Annotated in this window: 17 protein-coding genes; 14 read left to right on the top strand and 3 right to left on the bottom strand. The window is 66.6% G+C overall.

The window, feature by feature from the left end; all coding sequences use genetic code 11:
* Window positions 1-151: 151 nt before the first annotated feature.
* A complete protein-coding gene (locus J2X20_RS24135; protein ID WP_310270778.1) occupies window positions 152-826 on the bottom strand; it encodes a GntR family transcriptional regulator in 675 nt (224 codons plus the stop codon).
* An 82-nt stretch (window positions 827-908) separates the two neighbouring features.
* On the opposite strand from J2X20_RS24135, the gene scpA reads away from it, so the two are divergent.
* Genes scpA through J2X20_RS24095 form a run of 8 tightly spaced genes read left to right on the top strand, consistent with a single transcriptional unit; the run spans window position 909 to window position 9,211 of the window.
* Window positions 909-3,083 (top strand): methylmalonyl-CoA mutase, encoded by a 2,175-nt coding sequence (scpA, locus tag J2X20_RS24130; protein WP_310270775.1) that lies wholly within the window; start codon window positions 909-911, stop codon window positions 3,081-3,083.
* Window positions 3,083-3,511: a GNAT family N-acetyltransferase gene (locus J2X20_RS24125; RefSeq protein ID WP_310270772.1), complete on the top strand. Its 429-nt coding sequence runs from the start codon at window positions 3,083-3,085 to the stop codon at window positions 3,509-3,511. The genes scpA and J2X20_RS24125 overlap by 1 nt, the downstream gene beginning before the upstream one ends.
* Window positions 3,508-4,473, top strand: a complete 966-nt coding sequence (meaB, locus tag J2X20_RS24120; protein ID WP_310270768.1) for a methylmalonyl Co-A mutase-associated GTPase MeaB — start codon at window positions 3,508-3,510, stop codon at window positions 4,471-4,473. The genes J2X20_RS24125 and meaB overlap by 4 nt, the downstream gene beginning before the upstream one ends.
* Entirely contained in the window at window positions 4,470-4,865 is a 396-nt protein-coding gene (locus J2X20_RS24115; protein WP_310270765.1) for a VOC family protein, read from the top strand. The genes meaB and J2X20_RS24115 overlap by 4 nt, the downstream gene beginning before the upstream one ends.
* Before the next feature lie 3 nt (window positions 4,866-4,868).
* Window positions 4,869-6,401 carry an acyl-CoA carboxylase subunit beta gene (locus J2X20_RS24110; RefSeq protein WP_310270762.1) on the top strand — a complete coding sequence of 511 codons (1,533 nt, stop codon included), beginning with the start codon at window positions 4,869-4,871 and terminating at the stop codon, window positions 6,399-6,401.
* Window positions 6,398-6,688, top strand: coding sequence for a helix-hairpin-helix domain-containing protein (locus J2X20_RS24105; RefSeq protein WP_310270758.1), 291 nt, complete (start codon window positions 6,398-6,400; stop codon window positions 6,686-6,688). Before J2X20_RS24110 ends, J2X20_RS24105 begins: the two co-directional genes overlap by 4 nt.
* Before the next feature lie 10 nt (window positions 6,689-6,698).
* Window positions 6,699-8,744 carry an acetyl-CoA carboxylase biotin carboxylase subunit gene (gene accC, locus J2X20_RS24100; protein ID WP_310270757.1) on the top strand — a complete coding sequence of 682 codons (2,046 nt, stop codon included), beginning with the start codon at window positions 6,699-6,701 and terminating at the stop codon, window positions 8,742-8,744.
* On the top strand, window positions 8,741-9,211 hold the full coding sequence (locus J2X20_RS24095; protein WP_310270755.1) for a VOC family protein: 471 nt from the start codon (window positions 8,741-8,743) through the stop codon (window positions 9,209-9,211). Before accC ends, J2X20_RS24095 begins: the two co-directional genes overlap by 4 nt.
* Here the strand turns inward: J2X20_RS24095 and J2X20_RS24090 are convergent.
* Together J2X20_RS24090 and J2X20_RS24085 are read right to left on the bottom strand one after the other, a co-directional pair.
* Window positions 9,192-9,962 carry a substrate-binding periplasmic protein gene (locus J2X20_RS24090; RefSeq protein ID WP_310270751.1) on the bottom strand — a complete coding sequence of 257 codons (771 nt, stop codon included), beginning with the start codon at window positions 9,960-9,962 and terminating at the stop codon, window positions 9,192-9,194. The two genes, J2X20_RS24095 and J2X20_RS24090, sit on opposite strands and share 20 nt — an antisense overlap.
* Window positions 9,963-10,101: 139 nt before the next feature.
* A complete protein-coding gene (locus J2X20_RS24085; protein WP_310270748.1) occupies window positions 10,102-11,334 on the bottom strand; it encodes a Yip1 family protein in 1,233 nt (410 codons plus the stop codon).
* A gap of 304 nt (window positions 11,335-11,638) precedes the next feature.
* On the opposite strand from J2X20_RS24085, the gene J2X20_RS24080 reads away from it, so the two are divergent.
* The 6 genes from J2X20_RS24080 (at window position 11,639) to asd (ending at window position 18,309) form a co-directional block, all read left to right on the top strand.
* On the top strand, window positions 11,639-12,970 hold the full coding sequence (locus J2X20_RS24080) for a phospholipase C/P1 nuclease family protein (RefSeq protein ID WP_310270745.1): 1,332 nt from the start codon (window positions 11,639-11,641) through the stop codon (window positions 12,968-12,970).
* An 84-nt stretch (window positions 12,971-13,054) separates the two neighbouring features.
* Window positions 13,055-13,948, top strand: coding sequence for a LysR family transcriptional regulator (locus J2X20_RS24075; RefSeq protein WP_310270742.1), 894 nt, complete (start codon window positions 13,055-13,057; stop codon window positions 13,946-13,948).
* Window positions 13,945-15,357, top strand: coding sequence for a 3-isopropylmalate dehydratase large subunit (gene leuC / locus J2X20_RS24070; protein ID WP_310270740.1), 1,413 nt, complete (start codon window positions 13,945-13,947; stop codon window positions 15,355-15,357). The genes J2X20_RS24075 and leuC overlap by 4 nt, the downstream gene beginning before the upstream one ends.
* Before the next feature lies 1 nt (window position 15,358).
* Window positions 15,359-16,006 carry a 3-isopropylmalate dehydratase small subunit gene (gene leuD, locus J2X20_RS24065; RefSeq protein ID WP_310270737.1) on the top strand — a complete coding sequence of 216 codons (648 nt, stop codon included), beginning with the start codon at window positions 15,359-15,361 and terminating at the stop codon, window positions 16,004-16,006.
* A 1-nt stretch (window position 16,007) separates the two neighbouring features.
* The gene (gene leuB / locus J2X20_RS24060) at window positions 16,008-17,102 is read left to right on the top strand and encodes a 3-isopropylmalate dehydrogenase (protein ID WP_310270734.1); all 1,095 of its coding nucleotides are present in this window, start codon (window positions 16,008-16,010) and stop codon (window positions 17,100-17,102) included.
* A gap of 94 nt (window positions 17,103-17,196) precedes the next feature.
* Window positions 17,197-18,309 (top strand): aspartate-semialdehyde dehydrogenase, encoded by a 1,113-nt coding sequence (gene asd, locus J2X20_RS24055; RefSeq protein ID WP_310270731.1) that lies wholly within the window; start codon window positions 17,197-17,199, stop codon window positions 18,307-18,309.
* The last annotated feature ends 2 nt before the right edge of the window (window positions 18,310-18,311 follow it).

Below are 18,311 nucleotides of genomic sequence, written 5' to 3'. Positions count from 1 at the left end.
AGCGGCTCGAAACCGGGCTCACCGCCCCGGGTCCGAACACTCAGACCGGGGGTGGTTTACCCAGTAATCGTCATGCTAGTAAGGACTTAGCCGATCCGCTCGGCGATAAGCGCGGGCTTTCGGTGGCAGTTCACGGCCGCCCCGTTTGCCTTCACGAAGCTGTCTGGGTGGCGCTCAGCCCGTTACAAAAATGGGCCTTCACCAGGGCCCGGCACGCCGTCGCATCCCGCGACAGCAGCGCCTTCACGATGGCGCGGTGCTCCTCCAGCGATTCCGCCAGCCGTCCCTCCCGGAACAGCGAATGATGGCGGTTGAGCTTCATCAGCCGGCGCAGGTCGCCAACGATCTGCAGTCGCCAGCGGTTGCCGTCGATCTCCAGCACGCGCAGGTGGAAGCGCTCGTTGGCGGCAAAGAAGGCGTCCCGCGAAGGTGTGGGTTCTTGCAGGGCTTCCTCCAGCGCCTGGTGCAACTCGCCCAGTTCCTGCAGCTCCGCGTCGGTCGCCCGGACGGCGACCTCGGCGGCGGCGTCACTTTCGAGAAGGGAGAGCAGTTGATAGGCTTCTCGCACATCCCGCTCGCTCATCTCGGTCACATAGGCGCCGCGTCGCAGCTTCATCGTCACCAGGCCCTCGGAGGCCAGCACTTTCAGCGCTTCACGCATGGGCGTGCGGCTGATCCCGAGTTCGGCGCAGAGCTTGAGCTCGTCGATCCAGGAGCCCGGCTCCAGCTCGCGCGCCAGGATCTGCTGACGTAAGCGGTCGGCGACCTGCTCATAAAGAGCGGACGCGGCGAGCGGGGCGTGATCGAAAGAACCGGCTGCGGACATGGGCCGAGTGTAGCAATTTTGAATTCATAATTATGAATAACAGCTTCGGCTAAGATGCCGACCCAGTTACAGGAGAGTTTCGATGTCGGACGCCAGCCGCCCCGGGAATGCCCCGGAGTTCAAGACCGCCACGCTGGAGCAGTGGACCAAGGCCGCCGCCAAGTCGGCCCCGGGCGGCGACGTCAGCGCGCTGAACTGGGTCACGCCGGAAGGCCTGACGGTCAAGCCGCTGTACACGGCGGCTGACACCGCGAACCTGCCGCATGCCGACACGCTGCCTGGTTTCGAGCCCTTTCTGCGCGGTCCCCAGGCCACCATGTATGCCGCCCGGCCCTGGACCATCCGCCAGTACGCCGGCTTCTCGACCGCCGAGGAGAGCAATGCCTTCTATCGCAAGGCGCTGGCGGCCGGCGGTCAGGGCGTGTCGGTGGCCTTCGATTTGGCCACCCACCGCGGCTACGACAGCGACCACCCCCGCGTGACGGGCGACGTCGGCAAAGCCGGCGTGGCCATCGACTCGGTGGAGGACATGAAGATCCTGTTCGACGGCATCCCGCTGGACAAGGTGTCGGTCTCCATGACCATGAACGGCGCCGTGCTGCCGGTGCTGGCCGGCTATGTGGTGGCGGCGGAAGAGCAGGGCGTCAGCCAGGCCCAGCTGGCCGGGACCATCCAGAACGACATCCTCAAGGAGTTCATGGTCCGCAACACCTACATCTACCCGCCGGAGCCGTCGATGCGCATCGTCGGCGACATCATCGAATACACGGCGCGGGAGATGCCCAAGTTCAACTCCATCTCCATCTCCGGCTATCACATGCAGGAGGCGGGCGCCAACCAGGCTCTGGAACTGGCCTTCACGCTGGCCGATGGCCAGGAGTATGTGAAGACGGCCATGGCCAAGGGCCTGAGCGTCGACGACTTCGCGCCGCGCCTGAGCTTCTTCTGGGCCATCGGGATGAACTTCTATCTCGAGATTGCGAAGATGCGCGCGGCCCGGCTCTTGTGGTGCCGCATCATGAAGGGCTTCGGCGCCACCTCGCCCAAGAGCCTGATGCTGCGCACCCACTGCCAGACCTCGGGATGGAGCCTGACCGCCCAGGACCCGTACAACAACGTGGTGCGCACCACCATCGAAGCCATGGCCGCCGTCTTCGGCGGCACCCAGAGCCTGCACACCAATTCGCTGGACGAGGCCATCGCCCTGCCCACCGAGTTCAGTGCCCGTATCGCCCGCAACACCCAGCTCATCATCCAGGAAGAGACCCACATCACCAGCGTCGTCGACCCCTGGGCCGGCAGCTACATGATGGAAAAGCTCACCCAGGACATGGCCGACAAGGCCTGGGAGATCATCGAGGAGGTCAATGCCCAGGGCGGCATGATCAAGTCGGTGGACTCGGGCTGGGCCAAGCTGAAGATCGAGGCCAGTGCAGCCGAGAAGCAGGCCCGCATCGACTCCGGCCAGGACGTCATCGTCGGCGTCAACAAATACAAGCTGGCCAAGGAAGATCCCATCGACATCCTCGACGTCGACAACGTCAAGGTGCGCGACGGCCAGATCGAGCGCCTCAAGCGCATCAAGGCCACGCGCGACACGGCCGCCGTACAGGCCGCGCTGGCCGCGCTGACCCAGGCCGCCGAGACGGGCGAAGGCAATCTGCTGGACCTGTCCATCAAGGCCGTGCGCCTGCGCGCGACGGTGGGCGAGGTGTCCGATGCGCTGGAAGCCGTCTTCGGCCGCCACCGCGCCGACACCCACAAGGTCAGCGGCGTCTATGCAGCGGCCTATGACTCGGCCGAGGGCTGGGCCAAACTGCAGGGCGAGATCGCCGCCTTTGGCGAGAACCAAGGCCGCCGGCCGCGCGTGATGATCGCCAAGCTCGGGCAGGACGGCCATGACCGCGGTGCCAAGGTCGTGGCGACCGCCTTTGCCGACCTGGGCTTCGACGTCGACATCGGACCGCTCTTCCAGACGCCCGAGGAATGCGCCCGCCAGGCCATCGAGAACGACGTGCATGCCGTGGGCATCTCCACGCTGGCGGCGGGCCACAAGACCCTGGTCCCGGCCATCATTGAAGAGCTGAAGAAGCAGGGGGCCGACGACATCATCGTGTTTGTGGGCGGCGTCATCCCGGCCCAGGACTACGACATGCTGTACGCGGCCGGCGTCAAGGGCATCTACGGCCCGGGCACGCCCATCCCGGCCAGCGCCAAGGACGTGCTGGAGCAGATCCGCGCTAAGGTGGCGGCCTGATGACGCCAATGCTGGCGCCCGTCGCCGACGCCGACTTCGAGGCCATGCTGGCCCTGCGCATCGAGGCGCTGCGCGAGAGCCTGGAGCGGCTGGGCCGCTTCAACCCCGACGTCGCGCGGGCGCGGCTGAAGAGCCAGTTTCGGCCGGACTGGATGCGGCATCTCGTCGTCGCTGGCGAGCGCATCGGCTACTTCACCGTCGAGCCGCGCGAAGGGGAGTTGCGCTTGCATCACCTCTATCTCCGTCCTCAAGCGCAAGGGCAGGGCCTTGGTGCCTGGGTGCTTGACCACGTCAAGGCCCAGGGCAAGCCCATCACGCTGGCCGCGCTGCGCGAGAGCCGCGCCAATGCCTTCTATCTTCGCCACGGCTTCAAGGTTGTCGAAGAGCAGGACTTCGACATCGAGTACCGCTGGGAGGCCGTCGCGTGAATCTGGCCGCCTCGCTCAAGGCCGGTGACCGTCGCGCGCTGGCCAAGGCCATCACGCTGATCGAGTCGACGCGCGCCGACCACCGCGAGCAGGCCGATGCGCTGCTGACCGCGCTGATGCCGGCCACCGGCGGCGCGCTGCGCCTGGGCATTTCCGGCGTGCCCGGCGTGGGCAAGAGCACCTTCATCGAGGCCCTGGGCTGCTTTCTGCTGGAACAGGGGCATCGCGTCGCGGTGCTGACGGTGGATCCGTCCAGCAGCGTGTCCGGCGGCGCCATCCTGGGCGACAAGACGCGCATGGAAAAGCTCTCCATGGACACCCGCGCCTTCATCCGCCCCAGCCCCAGCAGTGGCACCCTGGGCGGCGTGGCCGAGAAGACGCGCGAGGCCATGCTGCTGTGCGAGGCGGCCGGCTATGACGTCGTCATTGTCGAGACCGTGGGCGTCGGCCAGAGCGAGACCGCCGTGGCCGGCATGACCGACCTCTATCTGCTGCTGCAGCTGCCCAATGCGGGCGACGACCTGCAGGCCATCAAGAAGGGCGTCATGGAACTGGCCGATCTCGTCGTCATCAACAAGGCCGACCTGGACGATGTGGCCGCCACGCGCGCCCAGGCCCAGATCACCTCGGCGCTGCGGCTGCTGCCCACGCATGCCCATGCCACGCAGCGCGTGATGAAGGTCAGCGCGCTGAAAGCCGACGGCATCGCGCCCGTGTGGGAGGCGCTGACGGCCTTGCGCGCGGCCAGTGAAGCCAGCGGCGCCTGGGCGTCCAAGCGCCGCGAGCAGTCGCTGGCGTGGATGTGGTCGCGCATCCAGTCGGGGTTGAAGCAGGCCTTTGTCGCCCATCCCGGCGTACAAGCGCAACTCGACGCCACCACCGCCGCCGTGCGCGACGGCCGCACCCCTGCCTCCGCCGCCGCGCGTCAGTTGCTGGCCACTTTCAGGAATGCTTCGTCATGATCACCGGCTTGCATCACATCAACCTGCGCGCACCGGCCGAGCTTCTGGTCACGCTGCGCGACTTCTACCGTGATGTGCTCGGCTTGGAGCAAGGCCCGCGGCCCGACTTCGGCAGTCCGGGCTTTTGGCTTTATGCCGGTGGCCACCCCATCGTCCACCTCTCGACCCAGCGCGCGGACGAGCCCTTGCGCGGCCCGGTCGATCCGGCGGCGCCGACGACCTACGACCACACGGCCTTCCACGGCACCGACCCCGCCGCCACGGCCGCGCATCTGCGCGCCTTGGGCGTGCGCTTCCACGAATCGCGCTCGGCCGTCACCGGCCAGCACCAGTTCTTCTTCCAAGACCCCGCCGGCAATGGCGTGGAGATCAATTTCCCGTTTGAGGCCTGACCCATGCACGACATCCTGCAAGCACTCGAAGCCAAGCGCGCCCGCGCGCGGCTCGGCGGTGGCGAGAAGCGCATCGCCGCCCAGCACGCCAAGGGCAAGCTGACCGCCCGCGAGCGGCTGGAACTGCTGTTCGACGAAGGCAGCTTCGAGGAATGGGACATGTTCGTCGAGCACCGCTGCGTCGACTTCGGCATGGCCGACAACAAGATCCCCGGCGACGGCGTCGTGACCGGCTACGGCATGATCAACGGCCGTCTGGCCTTTGCCTTCAGCCAGGACTTCACCGTCTTCGGCGGCGCGCTGAGCGAGTCGCATGCCGAGAAGATCTGCAAGGTGATGGATCAGGCCATGAAGGTCGGCGCTCCCGTCATCGGCCTGAACGATTCGGGCGGTGCGCGCATCCAGGAAGGTGTCGCCTCGCTGGGCGGTTATGCCGACGTCTTCCAGAAGAACGTGCTGGCCTCGGGTGTCATCCCGCAGATCAGCATGATCATGGGCCCCTGCGCCGGCGGCGCCGTCTACTCGCCGGCCATGACGGACTTCATCTTCATGGTGAAGGACAGCAGCTATATGTTCGTCACCGGTCCCGAGGTCGTGAAGACGGTGACGCACGAGGAAGTGACGGCCGAGGAGCTGGGCGGCGCGACCACCCACAACAGCCGCAGCGGCGTGGCCGACCTGGCCTTCGAGAACGATGTCGAGGCGCTCTTGATGCTGCGCCGCTTCTTCAACTACCTGCCGCTGTCCAACCGCGAAAAGGCACCTTGCCGCCCGAGTGGCGACCCGGCCACGCGGCTGGATATGTCGCTGGACACCCTGGTGCCCGACAACCCCAACAAGCCCTACGACATCAAGGAGCTGATCCTCAAGGTTGTCGACGACGGCGACTTCTTCGAGCTGCAGCCCGACTACGCCAAGAACATCGTCACCGGCTTTGCGCGCATGGAAGGCCAGACGGTGGGCATCGTCGCCAACCAGCCCCTGGTGCTGGCCGGCTGCCTGGACATCAAGAGCAGCATCAAGGCGGCGCGCTTCGTGCGCTTCTGCGATGCCTTCCACATCCCCGTCATCACCTTCGTCGACGTGCCCGGCTTCATGCCCGGCACCTCGCAGGAGTACGGCGGCATCATCAAGCACGGCGCCAAGCTGCTCTATGCCTATGCCGAGGCGACGGTGCCCAAGATCACCGTCATCACGCGCAAGGCCTATGGCGGCGCCTATGACGTGATGGCCTCCAAGCACCTGCGTGGCGACGTCAACTTCGCCTGGCCGAATGCCGAGATCGCGGTGATGGGCGCCAAGGGCGCGGTGGAGATCATCTTCCGCGAGGACAAGAAGGATCCGGCCAAGCTGGCCGAGCGCGAGGCCGAATACAAGGCCCGCTTCGCCAACCCCTTCGTGGCCGGTGCGCGTGGCTTCATCGACGACGTCATCCAGCCTCACGAGACGCGCAAGCGCATCTGCCGCTCGCTGGCCATGCTGAAGGACAAGAAGCTGGAGAACCCGTGGCGCAAGCACGGGAATATTCCGTTGTGAGCAAGGCGAGCTGTGCCGCCGAAGTCAGGCGGCTCACCGACATCCCCAATATCGGCAAGGCGATGGAGGCGGATCTGGTCGGATTGGGCATCACGACGCCCGCGCACGTGAAGCGCATGGACCCGCTCAAGACCTACGACCGCCTGCGCGACCCCATGGGCCAGCGCCATGACCCCTGTGTGCTGGACACCTTCATGGCGGCACACGACTTCATGAACGGCGGGCCTGCCCAGCCGTGGTGGAACTTCACCGAGCAGCGCAAGAAGCTGCTCGGAAAAACGAAATAAGAGGCATCACATGTTCACCAAGATTCTGATTGCCAACCGAGGTGAGATCGCCTGTCGGGTCATTGCGACCGCCAGGAAGATGGGCATCCAGACCGTCGCCGTCTACTCCGAAGCCGACAAGGACGCCCGCCATGTCGAGCTGGCCGACGAGGCCGTGCTGCTGGGCCCGGCGCCGTCGCGTGAGAGCTATCTGGTGGCCGACAAGATCATTGCCGCCGCCAGGCAGACCGGCGCCCAGGCCATCCATCCCGGCTATGGTTTCCTGTCCGAGAACGAGGACTTCGCCCGCCGCGTGGAAGAAGAGGGCATGGCTTTCATCGGCCCCAAGCACTACAGCATCGCGGCCATGGGCGACAAGATCGCGTCCAAGAAGCTGGCCAACGAGGCCAGGGTCAGCACCATCCCCGGCTACAACGAGCCCATCCTGACGCCGGAGGAAGCCGTCGAGATCGCCAAGCGCATCGGCTACCCGGTCATGATCAAGGCCAGCGCCGGCGGTGGCGGCAAGGGCCTGCGCGTCGCCTTCAATGACAAGGAATGCTTCGAGGGCTTCACGTCCTGCCGCAACGAGGCCCGCAACAGCTTCGGCGACGACCGCGTCTTCATGGAGAAGTTCGTCGAGCAGCCGCGCCACATCGAGATCCAGGTGCTGGGCGACTCGCAGGGCAATGTCGTCTATCTGCACGAGCGCGAATGCTCCATCCAGCGCCGCCATCAGAAGGTCATCGAGGAGGCGCCTTCGCCCTTCATCAGCGAGGCGACGCGCAAGGCCATGGGCGAGCAGGCGGTGGCCCTGGCCAAGGCGGTCAAGTACCAGAGCGCCGGCACGGTGGAGTTCGTCGTCGGCAAGGACCAGGACTTCTACTTCCTGGAGATGAACACGCGGCTGCAGGTCGAGCATCCCGTCACCGAGTGCATCACCGGCCTGGACCTCGTCGAGCAGATGATCCGCGTTGCCGCGGGCGAGACGCTCACCTTCAAGCAGGCCGATATCAAGCGCGACGGCTGGGCCATCGAATGCCGCATCAACGCGGAAGATCCCTTCCGCAACTTCCTGCCGTCCACCGGCCGCCTGGTGCGCTACCAGCCGCCCGAGACCAGCATGGCCCAGGGCGAGCCCGAACGCTTCGGTGTGCGCGTGGACACCGGCGTCTACGAGGGCGGCGAGATCCCGATGTTCTACGACTCGATGATCGCCAAGCTCATCGTGCATGGAAAGGATCGCGCTGAGGCGATTGCCAAGATGCGTGAGGCGCTGAACGGCTTCGTCATTCGCGGCGTGTCCAGCAATATCCCCTTCCAGGCGGCCCTGCTGGCGCACCCGGACTTCGCGACCGGCAACTTCAACACCGGCTTCATCGCCCAGCACTACGCCGGTGGATTCAAGGCCGAGGATGTGCCGCACGCCGATCCGCTTTTCCTCGTTGCCCTCGGCGGCTTCATCCGCCGCAAGGCCCGCGAGCGCGAGGCCGGCATCAGCGGCCAGTTGCGCGGCCATGAGGTGCAGATCGAGCATGACTATGTTGCCGTCGTGAACCTCGGCGGCGGCAAGAGCGAGCAGCATCCCCTTCACATCAGCGAGTTCGCGGGTGCCTTGGGCGAGGCGCGCGTGCAGGTGGGCGGCAGGGATTACCGCATCGTCTCCAATTCGCGTCTCAACGATGTGCGCATCACCGGCACCGTCAACGGCCAGCCCTTCACGGCCCAGGCGGAGCGCGGTGCGGCCAAGAATCCGCTCGCTTACCGCATCCAGCATGGTGGCCGCTCCGTCGAGCTGACCGTGCTGAGCCCGCGCGCTGCCGAGCTGCAGGCTCTGATGCCCTACAAGGCCCCGCCCGACACCTCCAAGCTGCTGCTGTCGCCGATGCCGGGCCTGCTGGTGCATCTTGCGGCCGAGGTCGGACAGACCGTACAGGCCGGCGAGCGGCTGGCCGTCATCGAGGCCATGAAGATGGAGAACATCCTCAGCGCACTGCAAGACGTGAAGGTGGCCGAGATCCTGGCCAAGCCGGGCGAGAGCTTGTCGGTCGATCAGCCCATTCTGAGGTTTGCATGATGAGCACACCCCGTCCCTTCAAGGTCCTGGGCCTGCAGCAGATCGCCATCGGCGGCGTGGACAAGAACAAGCTGCGCCATCTGTGGGTGGAGCTGCTGGGGGTGCCAGTAACAGGCAACTTCAGGAGCGAGCGCGAGAACGTCGACGAGGACATCTGCACGCTGGGGCAGGGCGCCCATGCGGTCGAGGTGGACCTGATGCAGCCCCTGGACCCGGAGAAGAAGCCGGCCGTGCACGCCACGCCGCTGAACCACATCGGCCTGTGGGTGGACGACCTGCCGGTGGCCGTGCAGTGGCTGGAATCCCAGGGGCTGCGCTTTGCGCCCGGTGGCATACGACGCGGCGCGGCCGGCCATGACATCTGCTTCGTCCACCCCAAGGGCAACGATCAGTTCCCGTTTGGCGGCGAGGGTGTGCTGATCGAGCTGGTGCAGGCACCGGCCGAGGTCATCGCGGCGCTGGCGTGACCTTGGCGTCCAAGCCGTAGCGGCGCTGCAGTGCGGCAATGGCCGCCTGCTCATCGCGCAGAAAACGGTTGAACTGGGCGATCAGCCCGTCATGCCGGACGCTCGAAAGTCGGTAGTGGTAGGCGTAGGGCATGGGCCGCAGCGCGGTGGAGGGCACGAGAGCGTCGGGCCGGCCCAGTTGCTCCAGCTGGTACAGCGCCACCGGCAGGGCGAGTTGCACACCGTCGACACGGTCGGCAAGCGCCATGCGCATGAGTCGCGAAGGGTCCCCGGCCTCGGTCACGGTCAGGCTGCCGGCTTCGATCAGCGGCAGGAAGCGCTTGGGCGTGTAGCCGCGCACAATGCCCAGGCTGCGCACGGGCTGGTCGCGCTTGGCGAGAGGCACCATGACCACGTCCTGGAATGGGACGGCGGGCTCCGAATAGACCAGGGTCCGGCCGCGCTTGGTGTCGGCCTCCCAGGTCTCGCTGTCGGGGAAGACCGCGTCCAGGCGGCCGGCGACATGCTCGGCCGTCAATCGCTTGGTGGGCAGCGGCAGGTAGTCGAAGCGGTGGCCATGGCGGCGGGCGAACAGGTCGAGCAGTTCGCGCACATAGCCGCGGAATTCGCCCTTGTCGGCCGTGCTCATGATGGGCGCGTAGTCGACGTCTTCGACGCCGATGACGAAGTGGTCGGCCCGGGAGAGGCCGGCGGTGGCCAACAGCAGCGGCGCCACGAGGCAGTGGATGAAGCTGGCCTGGAGTCGTCGCATGAATCCTGTGGGTTCGCGGAGGCCGGGCATCGTCGCACAGGCTCCGCGCCCTGCGGATCACGCCAACGCGCACGGCATCGGCTCACCCCCTCCAAGGCATTGCCCCCAGGTGGCCGTGCGGACCGACAGGCGGCTGCGCTCAGCCGGGCTGGCGCGGCGTGGTGGCCAGCTTGTTGAGGTCGACGCTGCCGATGGCGCTGCGCAGCTGGTCGATGCCGACCTGCTCGCCCTTGGCCTCGACGATGACGCCATTGGGCAGCAGCACCGTCATCTCCGCGTGCGAGCCGTCCTTTCGGTACTCCTCGCGCACCGTGCGCTCGCCCTGCTTGAACACGCGCTCGATGCGGCCGTCGGCTTCCTTGTCGAGCGTCATATTGGCCCAGCCGGCGAGGTTGGCCATGCCAGCGAGGCTGCCCATGTCGGTGATGTCCAGGCTGATGGATTTGTCGCCATTGCCGTAGCGAGCCTTGGCCGAGGACGAGTTGATGCCGATGGCGCCGCCGCTCTGGGCCTCGACGCTGCTGCGCTTGAAGTCGCCGATAGTTTCAGGAAGCAGGGCCTTGAGGTCGGCGGCCGGCGTCGGTTTGCCACCTCCGGTCGCGCCCGCCATCGTTCCCATCATCTCGCCCAGGGCCTTGCCCGCAGCAGCGCCGTCTCCCTTGGCCTGAGCCTCTTCCATCCGTTTGCCCAGCGCCTCCATGCGCTTGGCCGCGGCCTCCATCTTGCTGGTGTCGAGAGTGACGTCGCCGCCCGGGCCCTTGATGGTCACCTCGCCGCCGCCCGCATGTCGGCCGCCCCAGCTGCCGATGCCGAGCACCGCGGTACTCACCGCGCCCACCACCAGCCCGGCCACGATGCCCGCCACCACCACCACGGCCGTGTAGCCGGCAGACTTCTCCGGCGGATTGCGCATCAGCACCGGCAGCCCGAGGTAGATGAGGTAGATCGAATAGAGACCGCAAAGCAGGCCCAGCACGCTCAGCGAGGGCAGCAGCTGGAACACCCCGCCCACGAAGCCCGCCGTACTGCCATAGGCCACCAACTTGAGCGCGGCCAGGGGGGCGGGGGTGCCGCCGAAGGTGGGCGCCAGCGCGTTCACCAGCAGCGAGAGCAGGTAGACCATGCCCAGCGACAGCACATAGGCCAGCACCATATGCACCAGGCCGCTCGCGAAGGGCACGCGGTAGCTGAATCCGAGGCCTCCCATCCCGATCACCGACATGCCGAGAAAGCCCGCGACCGCCGGCACCGCCGCCAGGATGAGCAGCCAGTCCTTGTACAGGGACTGCACCGTGGCGGTCTCCTGGGCGATCTGCGGCCAGGTGTCCTTGGGCTTGAGCAGGATGTCTTGGATGCGCTGAACCAGATTCATGAGGGCCTCCCGGAGATGGCGCATCCTAGAAGTGGCGCACCAGCGTGGTACATGGGGCTTTCATGAAGCAGCCCGCGACGGCGCCGTCTTTGGCGTTGGCGAAGCCGCGCTTCCCGAATCACCGCTTCTGCGAAACCGTACCCGCCCCTAACCTGCCGAGCAGCAAAACTTGCGCGTGCCGCGCTGGGCTCACCGGCCCGTGGCACACCGGGAGGCGAGGGGGCCACAAGCCGTTTCGCGAGTTCGGTCGCAAGGCTTTGCTCAGGCTCGCGCCAGAATCGGCCACCTCTCACGTTGCCCGCCGATGCGCCAGTCCCTCCTCCTGCTCGCCCTGCTGCTGCCCACCCTGGCGCAGGCCTGGGGCAATCACAGCCCCATGTGCTATCGCGCCTTCGAGCGCATGCCCGAGGTCGCCAACGCCGCGGCCGTGAAGGCCGAACCCCTCGTCGATTTCCTGCGCGACCAGGAGCGGTCGATCGCCCTCACGCTGGATGCCCAGGAGGCCTGGGCCCGCGCCCATCTACCGGGCCATGCGCCCCGGCCCGAGGCCCTGCGTTTTGTCGCCGACGCCAAGCGCAGCGACGCCGAGCGGCGCGCCGCCTTCCTTCGTGCGCTGCGCCTGTCGCCGCAGAGCAGGCTGGCCCTGTATCTGCAGCCTGACCCGCGTGAGGCGGCCTCGGCGCGCCCGCCGATCGATGCTGAGCTCGTCACCGTCACCAAGCCCGGCGCCGGCGCCACGCAACGCTTCGTCGCGCTTCAGCCCGGCGAGATGGTCGCGCCGCTGGCCGTGCTGGCCTCGGCCTGCGACGAACCCGACTACGGCCACGACCTGAACCTCTTCGACGACAACCCCGGCCACCCCGACTACGGCTTTGGCAACCAGCCCTTCGGCAACCCGGCCGTCTCCATCGGCTCGCAGGCGCCTTTCCATATGGGCTTCTTCCACCAGGGTCCCGTCTTCAACACGCTGGCACCGAGCTTTGCCCGCACCTTCACCGAGCTGCGCGTGCAGCAGTACGGCACCCTCGCCGTGCTGGCTTGGCAGACCGGCCATGCCTACTGGGGCTGGCGCTTCGCCGGCCTGGCCCTGCACCATGTCGAGGACCTGACCCAGCCCTATCACGCCAGCGCTGCGCCCGGCGCGACGCTGCGCCACATGATGTGGGTCAACCTCAAGGCCCAGCTCGGCGCGCCGGCGGATCGCCAGGGCCTGGTCGTGCTGCAGGGCAACCGCCACTTCGTGCTGGAACAGTTCCAGACGCGCTGGATCATCGAGGCCGCCCGCAAGCAGCAGGACGGCGCGCTGGAACTGGCCCTGCGTGACACGAGCCGCGATGCGCGCTATCCGGCCTGGAGCGTGGGCTATGTGCGTGACGTCGTCGCGGCCGAGGCCTTCGCCGCCGGCCCGGCAACGGATGGAGCCGTCGTCGTGGGTGCGCCAGCGAAATTCGTCACTGACCCCAATTTCGACTTCGCGGCCAACGAGGCCCAACTCGGCCCCGAGCTCGCCCGCGACATGCAAGGCCAGCGTGACGCCCTGCAGGGCCAGATCGCCGAACTGCTGGCCCACTTCGGCGCGCACAGCCGCAACGCCCTGCGCGGATTGCTTAAACAGGTGTATGCGGTGTCGCGCTGAGCTTCGCAAGAGACGAAACAGAAGTCGGTTTTTGGCGCAGAATTGCCTTCTTCACGAAGGCTATGCTGGAGTTAGACGATCACCATGCGCCACGACCTCACCACCCTCAATCTCGTGCTGGCCATCGAGCAGACCCGCTCGATCACGCGCGGCGCCGCCCAGGAACACCTGGCGCTGGCGGCCGCCAGCAAGCGCCTGTCTGACCTGGAAAGCCGCCTCGGCGTGCAGCTCTTCGAGCGGCGCGCCCGGGGTGTCGAACCCACCGAGGCCGGCCGTGCGCTGGTGCGTCATATCCGTTCGCTGCACGCGTCCCTCTATGCCCTCGAGACCGAGGTCATGGAGTTCTCGCGCGGCATCAAGGGCCATCTGCGCATCGCCGCCAACAGCAGCGCCATCACCGAGGCCTTGCCGCCTCATCTGGTGGGCTTCTCGCAGGCGCACGCGCAGATCCGCATCAGCCTGGAAGACCTGACCAGCGCCGAAGTGCAGGCCGCGGTCGCCGAAGGGCGTGCCGACGTCGGCGTGTTCACGCCGCCGCTGGTCGACAACCGGCTGCAGACCTGGGTGGTCGGCCACGGCCGCCTGGCGGCCCTGGTGCCGCTGAAGCATCCCTTGAGCGCCCGCGAGGAAGTCACCTTCGACGATCTGCTGGCCTATGACCTCATCGGCCTGCATGCCGGCGCCAGTGCCCAGGAGCTGATGCGTGAGCAGGCTGCTGCGCGCGGCAAGACGCTGAATGCGCGCTGGCAGGTGCGGGGCTTCGATGCCATCGCCCAGCTCGTCGAAGCGGGCCTGGGCGTGGCCGTGCTGCCCGAGCAGCCGGCCGAGCGCTTCACTCGCGTCTTTGGCGTGCGCAGCATCCGGCTTGAAGAGCCCTGGGCCGAGCGCGAATATGTATTGGGCGTGTTGCGCCAGCAGCGTCTGCCTACCGTGGTGCAACGCTTCGTGGACACGCTGATTCCTCGAGACAAGCAATGACCTCTAGAACCCTCTACGACAAGCTCTGGGATGAGCATGTCGTGCACACCGAGCCCGATGGCACGGCGCTGCTGTATATCGACCGCCATCTCGTCCATGAGGTGACCAGCCCCCAGGCCTTCGAAGGCCTGGACCTGGCCGGCCGCAAGGTCTGGCGCCTGTCGGCCAACCTGGCCGTCAGCGACCACAACGTGCCGACGACGGACCGCAGCCAGGGCATCTCCGACCCGGTCTCCAAGCTGCAGGTCGACACCCTGGACGCCAACTGCGACCGCGTCGGCATCACGCAGTTCAAGATGAACGACAAGCGCCAGGGCATCGTGCACGTCATCGGCCCGGAGCAGGGCGCCACACTGCCCGGCATGACTGTCGTCTGTGGTGACAGCCACACGTCCACCCATGGCGCCTTCGGCGCGCTGGCCCATGGCATCGGCACCAGCGAGGTCGAGCATGTGCTGGCCACGCAGACCCTGTCGGCCAAGAAGGCCAGGAACCTGCTCGTCAAGGTCGAAGGCGTTTTGCCCAAGGGCTGCGGCGCCAAGGACATCGTGCTGGCCATCATCGGCAAGATCGGCACCGCCGGCGGCACCGGCTACACCATCGAGTTCGCGGGCGCGGCCATCCGCTCACTCTCGATGGAAGGTCGCATGACCGTCTGCAATATGGCCATCGAAGCCGGCGCCCGCGCCGGCCTGATCGGCGTGGACGACACGACCATCAATTACGTCAAGGGCCGCCCCTTCTCGCCGCAAGGCGTGGAATGGGATCAGGCCGTTGCCTACTGGCGCACCCTGCATTCCGACCCTGGCGCCCACTTCGACAAGATCGTCGAAATCGACGCCGCCCAGATCCGCCCGCAAGTCACCTGGGGCACCTCGCCCGAGATGGTGCTGGCCATCGATGACCGCGTGCCCGATCCCGACAAGGAGAAGGATGCCGTCAAGCGTGGCGCCATCGAGCGCGCGCTGACCTATATGGCCCTGGAGCCCAACAAGGCCATCAACGACATCCATGTCGACAAGGTCTTCATCGGCTCCTGCACCAACAGCCGCATCGAGGACATGCGCGAGGCCGCGGCCATCGTGAAGCGCGTCGGTGGCCGCGTCGCCAAGAACATCAAGCTGGCCCTGGTCGTGCCGGGCTCGGGCCTCGTGAAGGCACAGGCCGAAGCCGAAGGCCTGGATCAGGTCTTCAAGGCCGCCGGTTTCGAGTGGCGCGAACCGGGCTGCTCCATGTGCCTGGCCATGAACGCTGACCGGCTGGAGCCGGGCGAGCGCTGCGCCTCCACCAGCAACCGCAATTTCGAAGGCCGCCAGGGCGCTGGTGGGCGTACCCATCTCGTCAGCCCGGCCATGGCCGCTGCGGCCGCGATGACCGGCCATTTCGTTGACGTTCGCACGCTGAGCTGACATGGACAAGTTCACCCTCCACAAAGGGCTGGTCGCGCCCATGGACCGCGACAACGTCGACACCGACGCCATCATCCCCAAGCAGTTCCTGAAGTCGATCAAGCGCTCGGGCTTCGGCCCCAACCTGTTTGACGAATGGCGCTATCTGGACCATGGCGAGCCCGGCCAGGATCCGGCCAGCCGCAAGCCCAATCCCGACTTCGTGCTGAACCAGCCGCGCTATGCCGGCGCCAGCGTGCTGATCGCGCGCAGCAACTTCGGCTGCGGCTCCAGCCGCGAGCACGCGCCCTGGGCCCTGCAGCAGTACGGCTTTCGCGCCATCCTGGCGCCGAGCTTCGCCGACATCTTCTTCAACAACTGCTTCAAGAACGGCCTGCTGCCCATCGTCCTGCCGGAGAGCGCCATCGCCCGCCTGTTCGATGAAGTGGCAGCCTTCCCGGGTTACCAACTGACGGTCGACCTGCCGCGCCAGGTCGTCGTCAAGCCCGACGGCGCCGAGCTGCCCTTTGACATCGAGCCGTTCCGCAAGGAGTGCCTGATCGGTGGCCTCGACGAGATCGGCCTGACGCTGCAGCACACCGACAAGATCCGCGCTTACGAGGCTGCCCGCATTGCCGCGAAGCCCTGGCTGAACAACCGAGTGATTTGAGATGAAGAAGATTGCAGTACTGCCGGGCGACGGTATCGGCCCAGAAATCATGGCCGAGGCCGTCAAGGTGCTCAAGGCCCTGGACCTTCCTTTGCAACTCGATTGGGCCGACGTTGGCGGCAAGGCCTATGAGACCAGCGGCCATCCACTGCCCCCCGCCACGCTGAAGCTCGCGCAAGAGGCCGACGCCGTGCTGTTCGGCGCCGTGGGCGACTGGAAGTACGACAAGCTGGAGCGTTCGCTGCGCCCCGAGCAGGCCATCCTCGGCCTGCGCAAGGCCCTGGGCCTGTTCGCCAATTTCCGCCCCGCCATCTGCTACGAGCAGCTGACGCATGCCTCGTCGCTGAAGCCGGAACTGGTCGCCGGCCTCGACATCCTGTTGATCCGCGAACTGACCGGCGACATCTACTTCGGCCAGCCGCGCGGCCGCCGCACGGCCGTGGACGGCCATTTCCCCGGTGCCGACGAAGCCTTCGACACCATGCGCTATTCGCGCCCCGAGATCGAGCGCATCGCCCATGTCGCCTTCCAGGCAGCCCGCAAGCGAGGCAAGCGCCTGACCAGCGTCGACAAGGCCAATGTGCTGGAGACCTCGCAGTTCTGGAAGGACATCGTCATCGAGGTCCACGCCCAGTACCCCGACGTCGAGCTGGACCATATGTATGTGGACAACGCGGCCATGCAGCTCGTCAAGGCGCCCAAGAAGTTCGACGTCGTCGTGACCGGCAATATGTTCGGCGACATCCTGTCCGACGAAGCCGCCATGCTGACCGGCTCCATCGGCATGCTGCCGTCGGCGTCGCTGGACGCCAACAACAAGGGCCTCTACGAACCCAGCCACGGCAGCGCGCCTGACATCGCGGGCAAGGGGATTGCCAATCCTCTGGCTACAATCCTTTCCGCTGCCATGATGCTCAAGTTCTCCCTCAACCAAGCCGACGCTGCCGCTCGTATCGAGCAGGCCGTGCAATCGGTGCTGGCCCAGGGCTTGCGCACTGCCGACATTTGGTCCGAAGGCACCTCGAAGGTCACGACCGTCGAGATGGGCGACGCCGTCGTCAAAGCCATTACGACCACCAAAACCATCAAGAGCTGAAGCTCCGTCTCGTCTCGCCCCTCCAAACCCGGCGAACGAGCCGGGGCCCAAAGTGGATGGGGTTTGGTGACAGTCAAGACGAAAGGATTTGAAGATGACGACCTTGGTAGGCCTCGTAGGCTGGCGCGGTATGGTGGGCTCTGTGCTCATGGAGCGCATGACCGCTGAACGCGATTTCGACCTGATCGAGCCGCTGTTCTTCTCGACCTCCAACGCCGGCGGCGCCGCCCCGGCCCAGGCCAAGAACGAGAAGTCGCTGCAGAACGCCTTCGACCTCGAACAGCTCAAGCGCTGCGACATCATCATCACCGCCCAGGGCGGCGACTACACGACCGAGGTCTACCCCAAGCTGCGCGCCGCCGGCTGGAACGGCCACTGGATCGACGCCGCCTCGACGCTGCGCATGGCGGACGACGCCGTCATCATCCTGGACCCCGTCAACCGCCCGGTCATCGACCAGGCGCTGAGCAATGGCGGCAAGAACTGGATCGGCGGCAACTGCACCGTCAGCTGCATGCTGATGGGCGTGGGCGCGCTGTACAAGGCCGGCCTCGTCGAGTGGATGTCCACCCAGACCTACCAGGCCGCTTCCGGCGGCGGGGCCCAGCACATGCGCGAACTGCTGACGCAGTACGGCACGCTGAACGCCTCGGTCAAGTCCCTGCTGGACGACCCCAAGAGTGCCATCCTGGAGATCGACCGCCAGGTCATCGCCAAGCAGCGTTCGCTGTCTGCCGAAGAGACGGCCAACTTCGGCGTGCCGCTGGGCGGCTCGCTGATCCCCTGGATCGACAAGGACCTGGGCAACGGCCAATCCAAGGAAGAGTGGAAGGGCATGGCCGAGACCAACAAGATCCTCGGCTCGGGCGCCATCCCGGTCGACGGTTTCTGCGTGCGCGTCGGTGCCATGCGCTGCCACAGCCAGGCCCTGACCTTCAAGCTGAAGAAGGACGTGCCGCTGGCCGACATCGAGGCCATGATCGCCGCCGACAACGCCTGGGTGAAGGTCGTGCCCAACACGCGCGAGGCCACCATCCGCGACCTGACGCCCGTGGCCGTCACCGGCACCATGACCATCCCGGTCGGCCGCCTGCGCAAGCTGGCCATGGGCTCCGAGTACCTCGGCGCCTTCACGATTGGCGACCAATTGCTCTGGGGTGCTGCGGAACCGCTGCGCCGCATGCTGCGCATCCTGCTGGAGCGCTAACA

This window comes from Roseateles saccharophilus, from assembly GCF_031458095.1.
In the GTDB taxonomy this organism is placed as follows: domain Bacteria; phylum Pseudomonadota; class Gammaproteobacteria; order Burkholderiales; family Burkholderiaceae_C; genus Pelomonas; species Pelomonas saccharophila_A.
The sequence above is the reverse complement of the archived record's forward strand: the minus strand, read 5'-3'. Positions and strand labels throughout refer to the sequence as shown.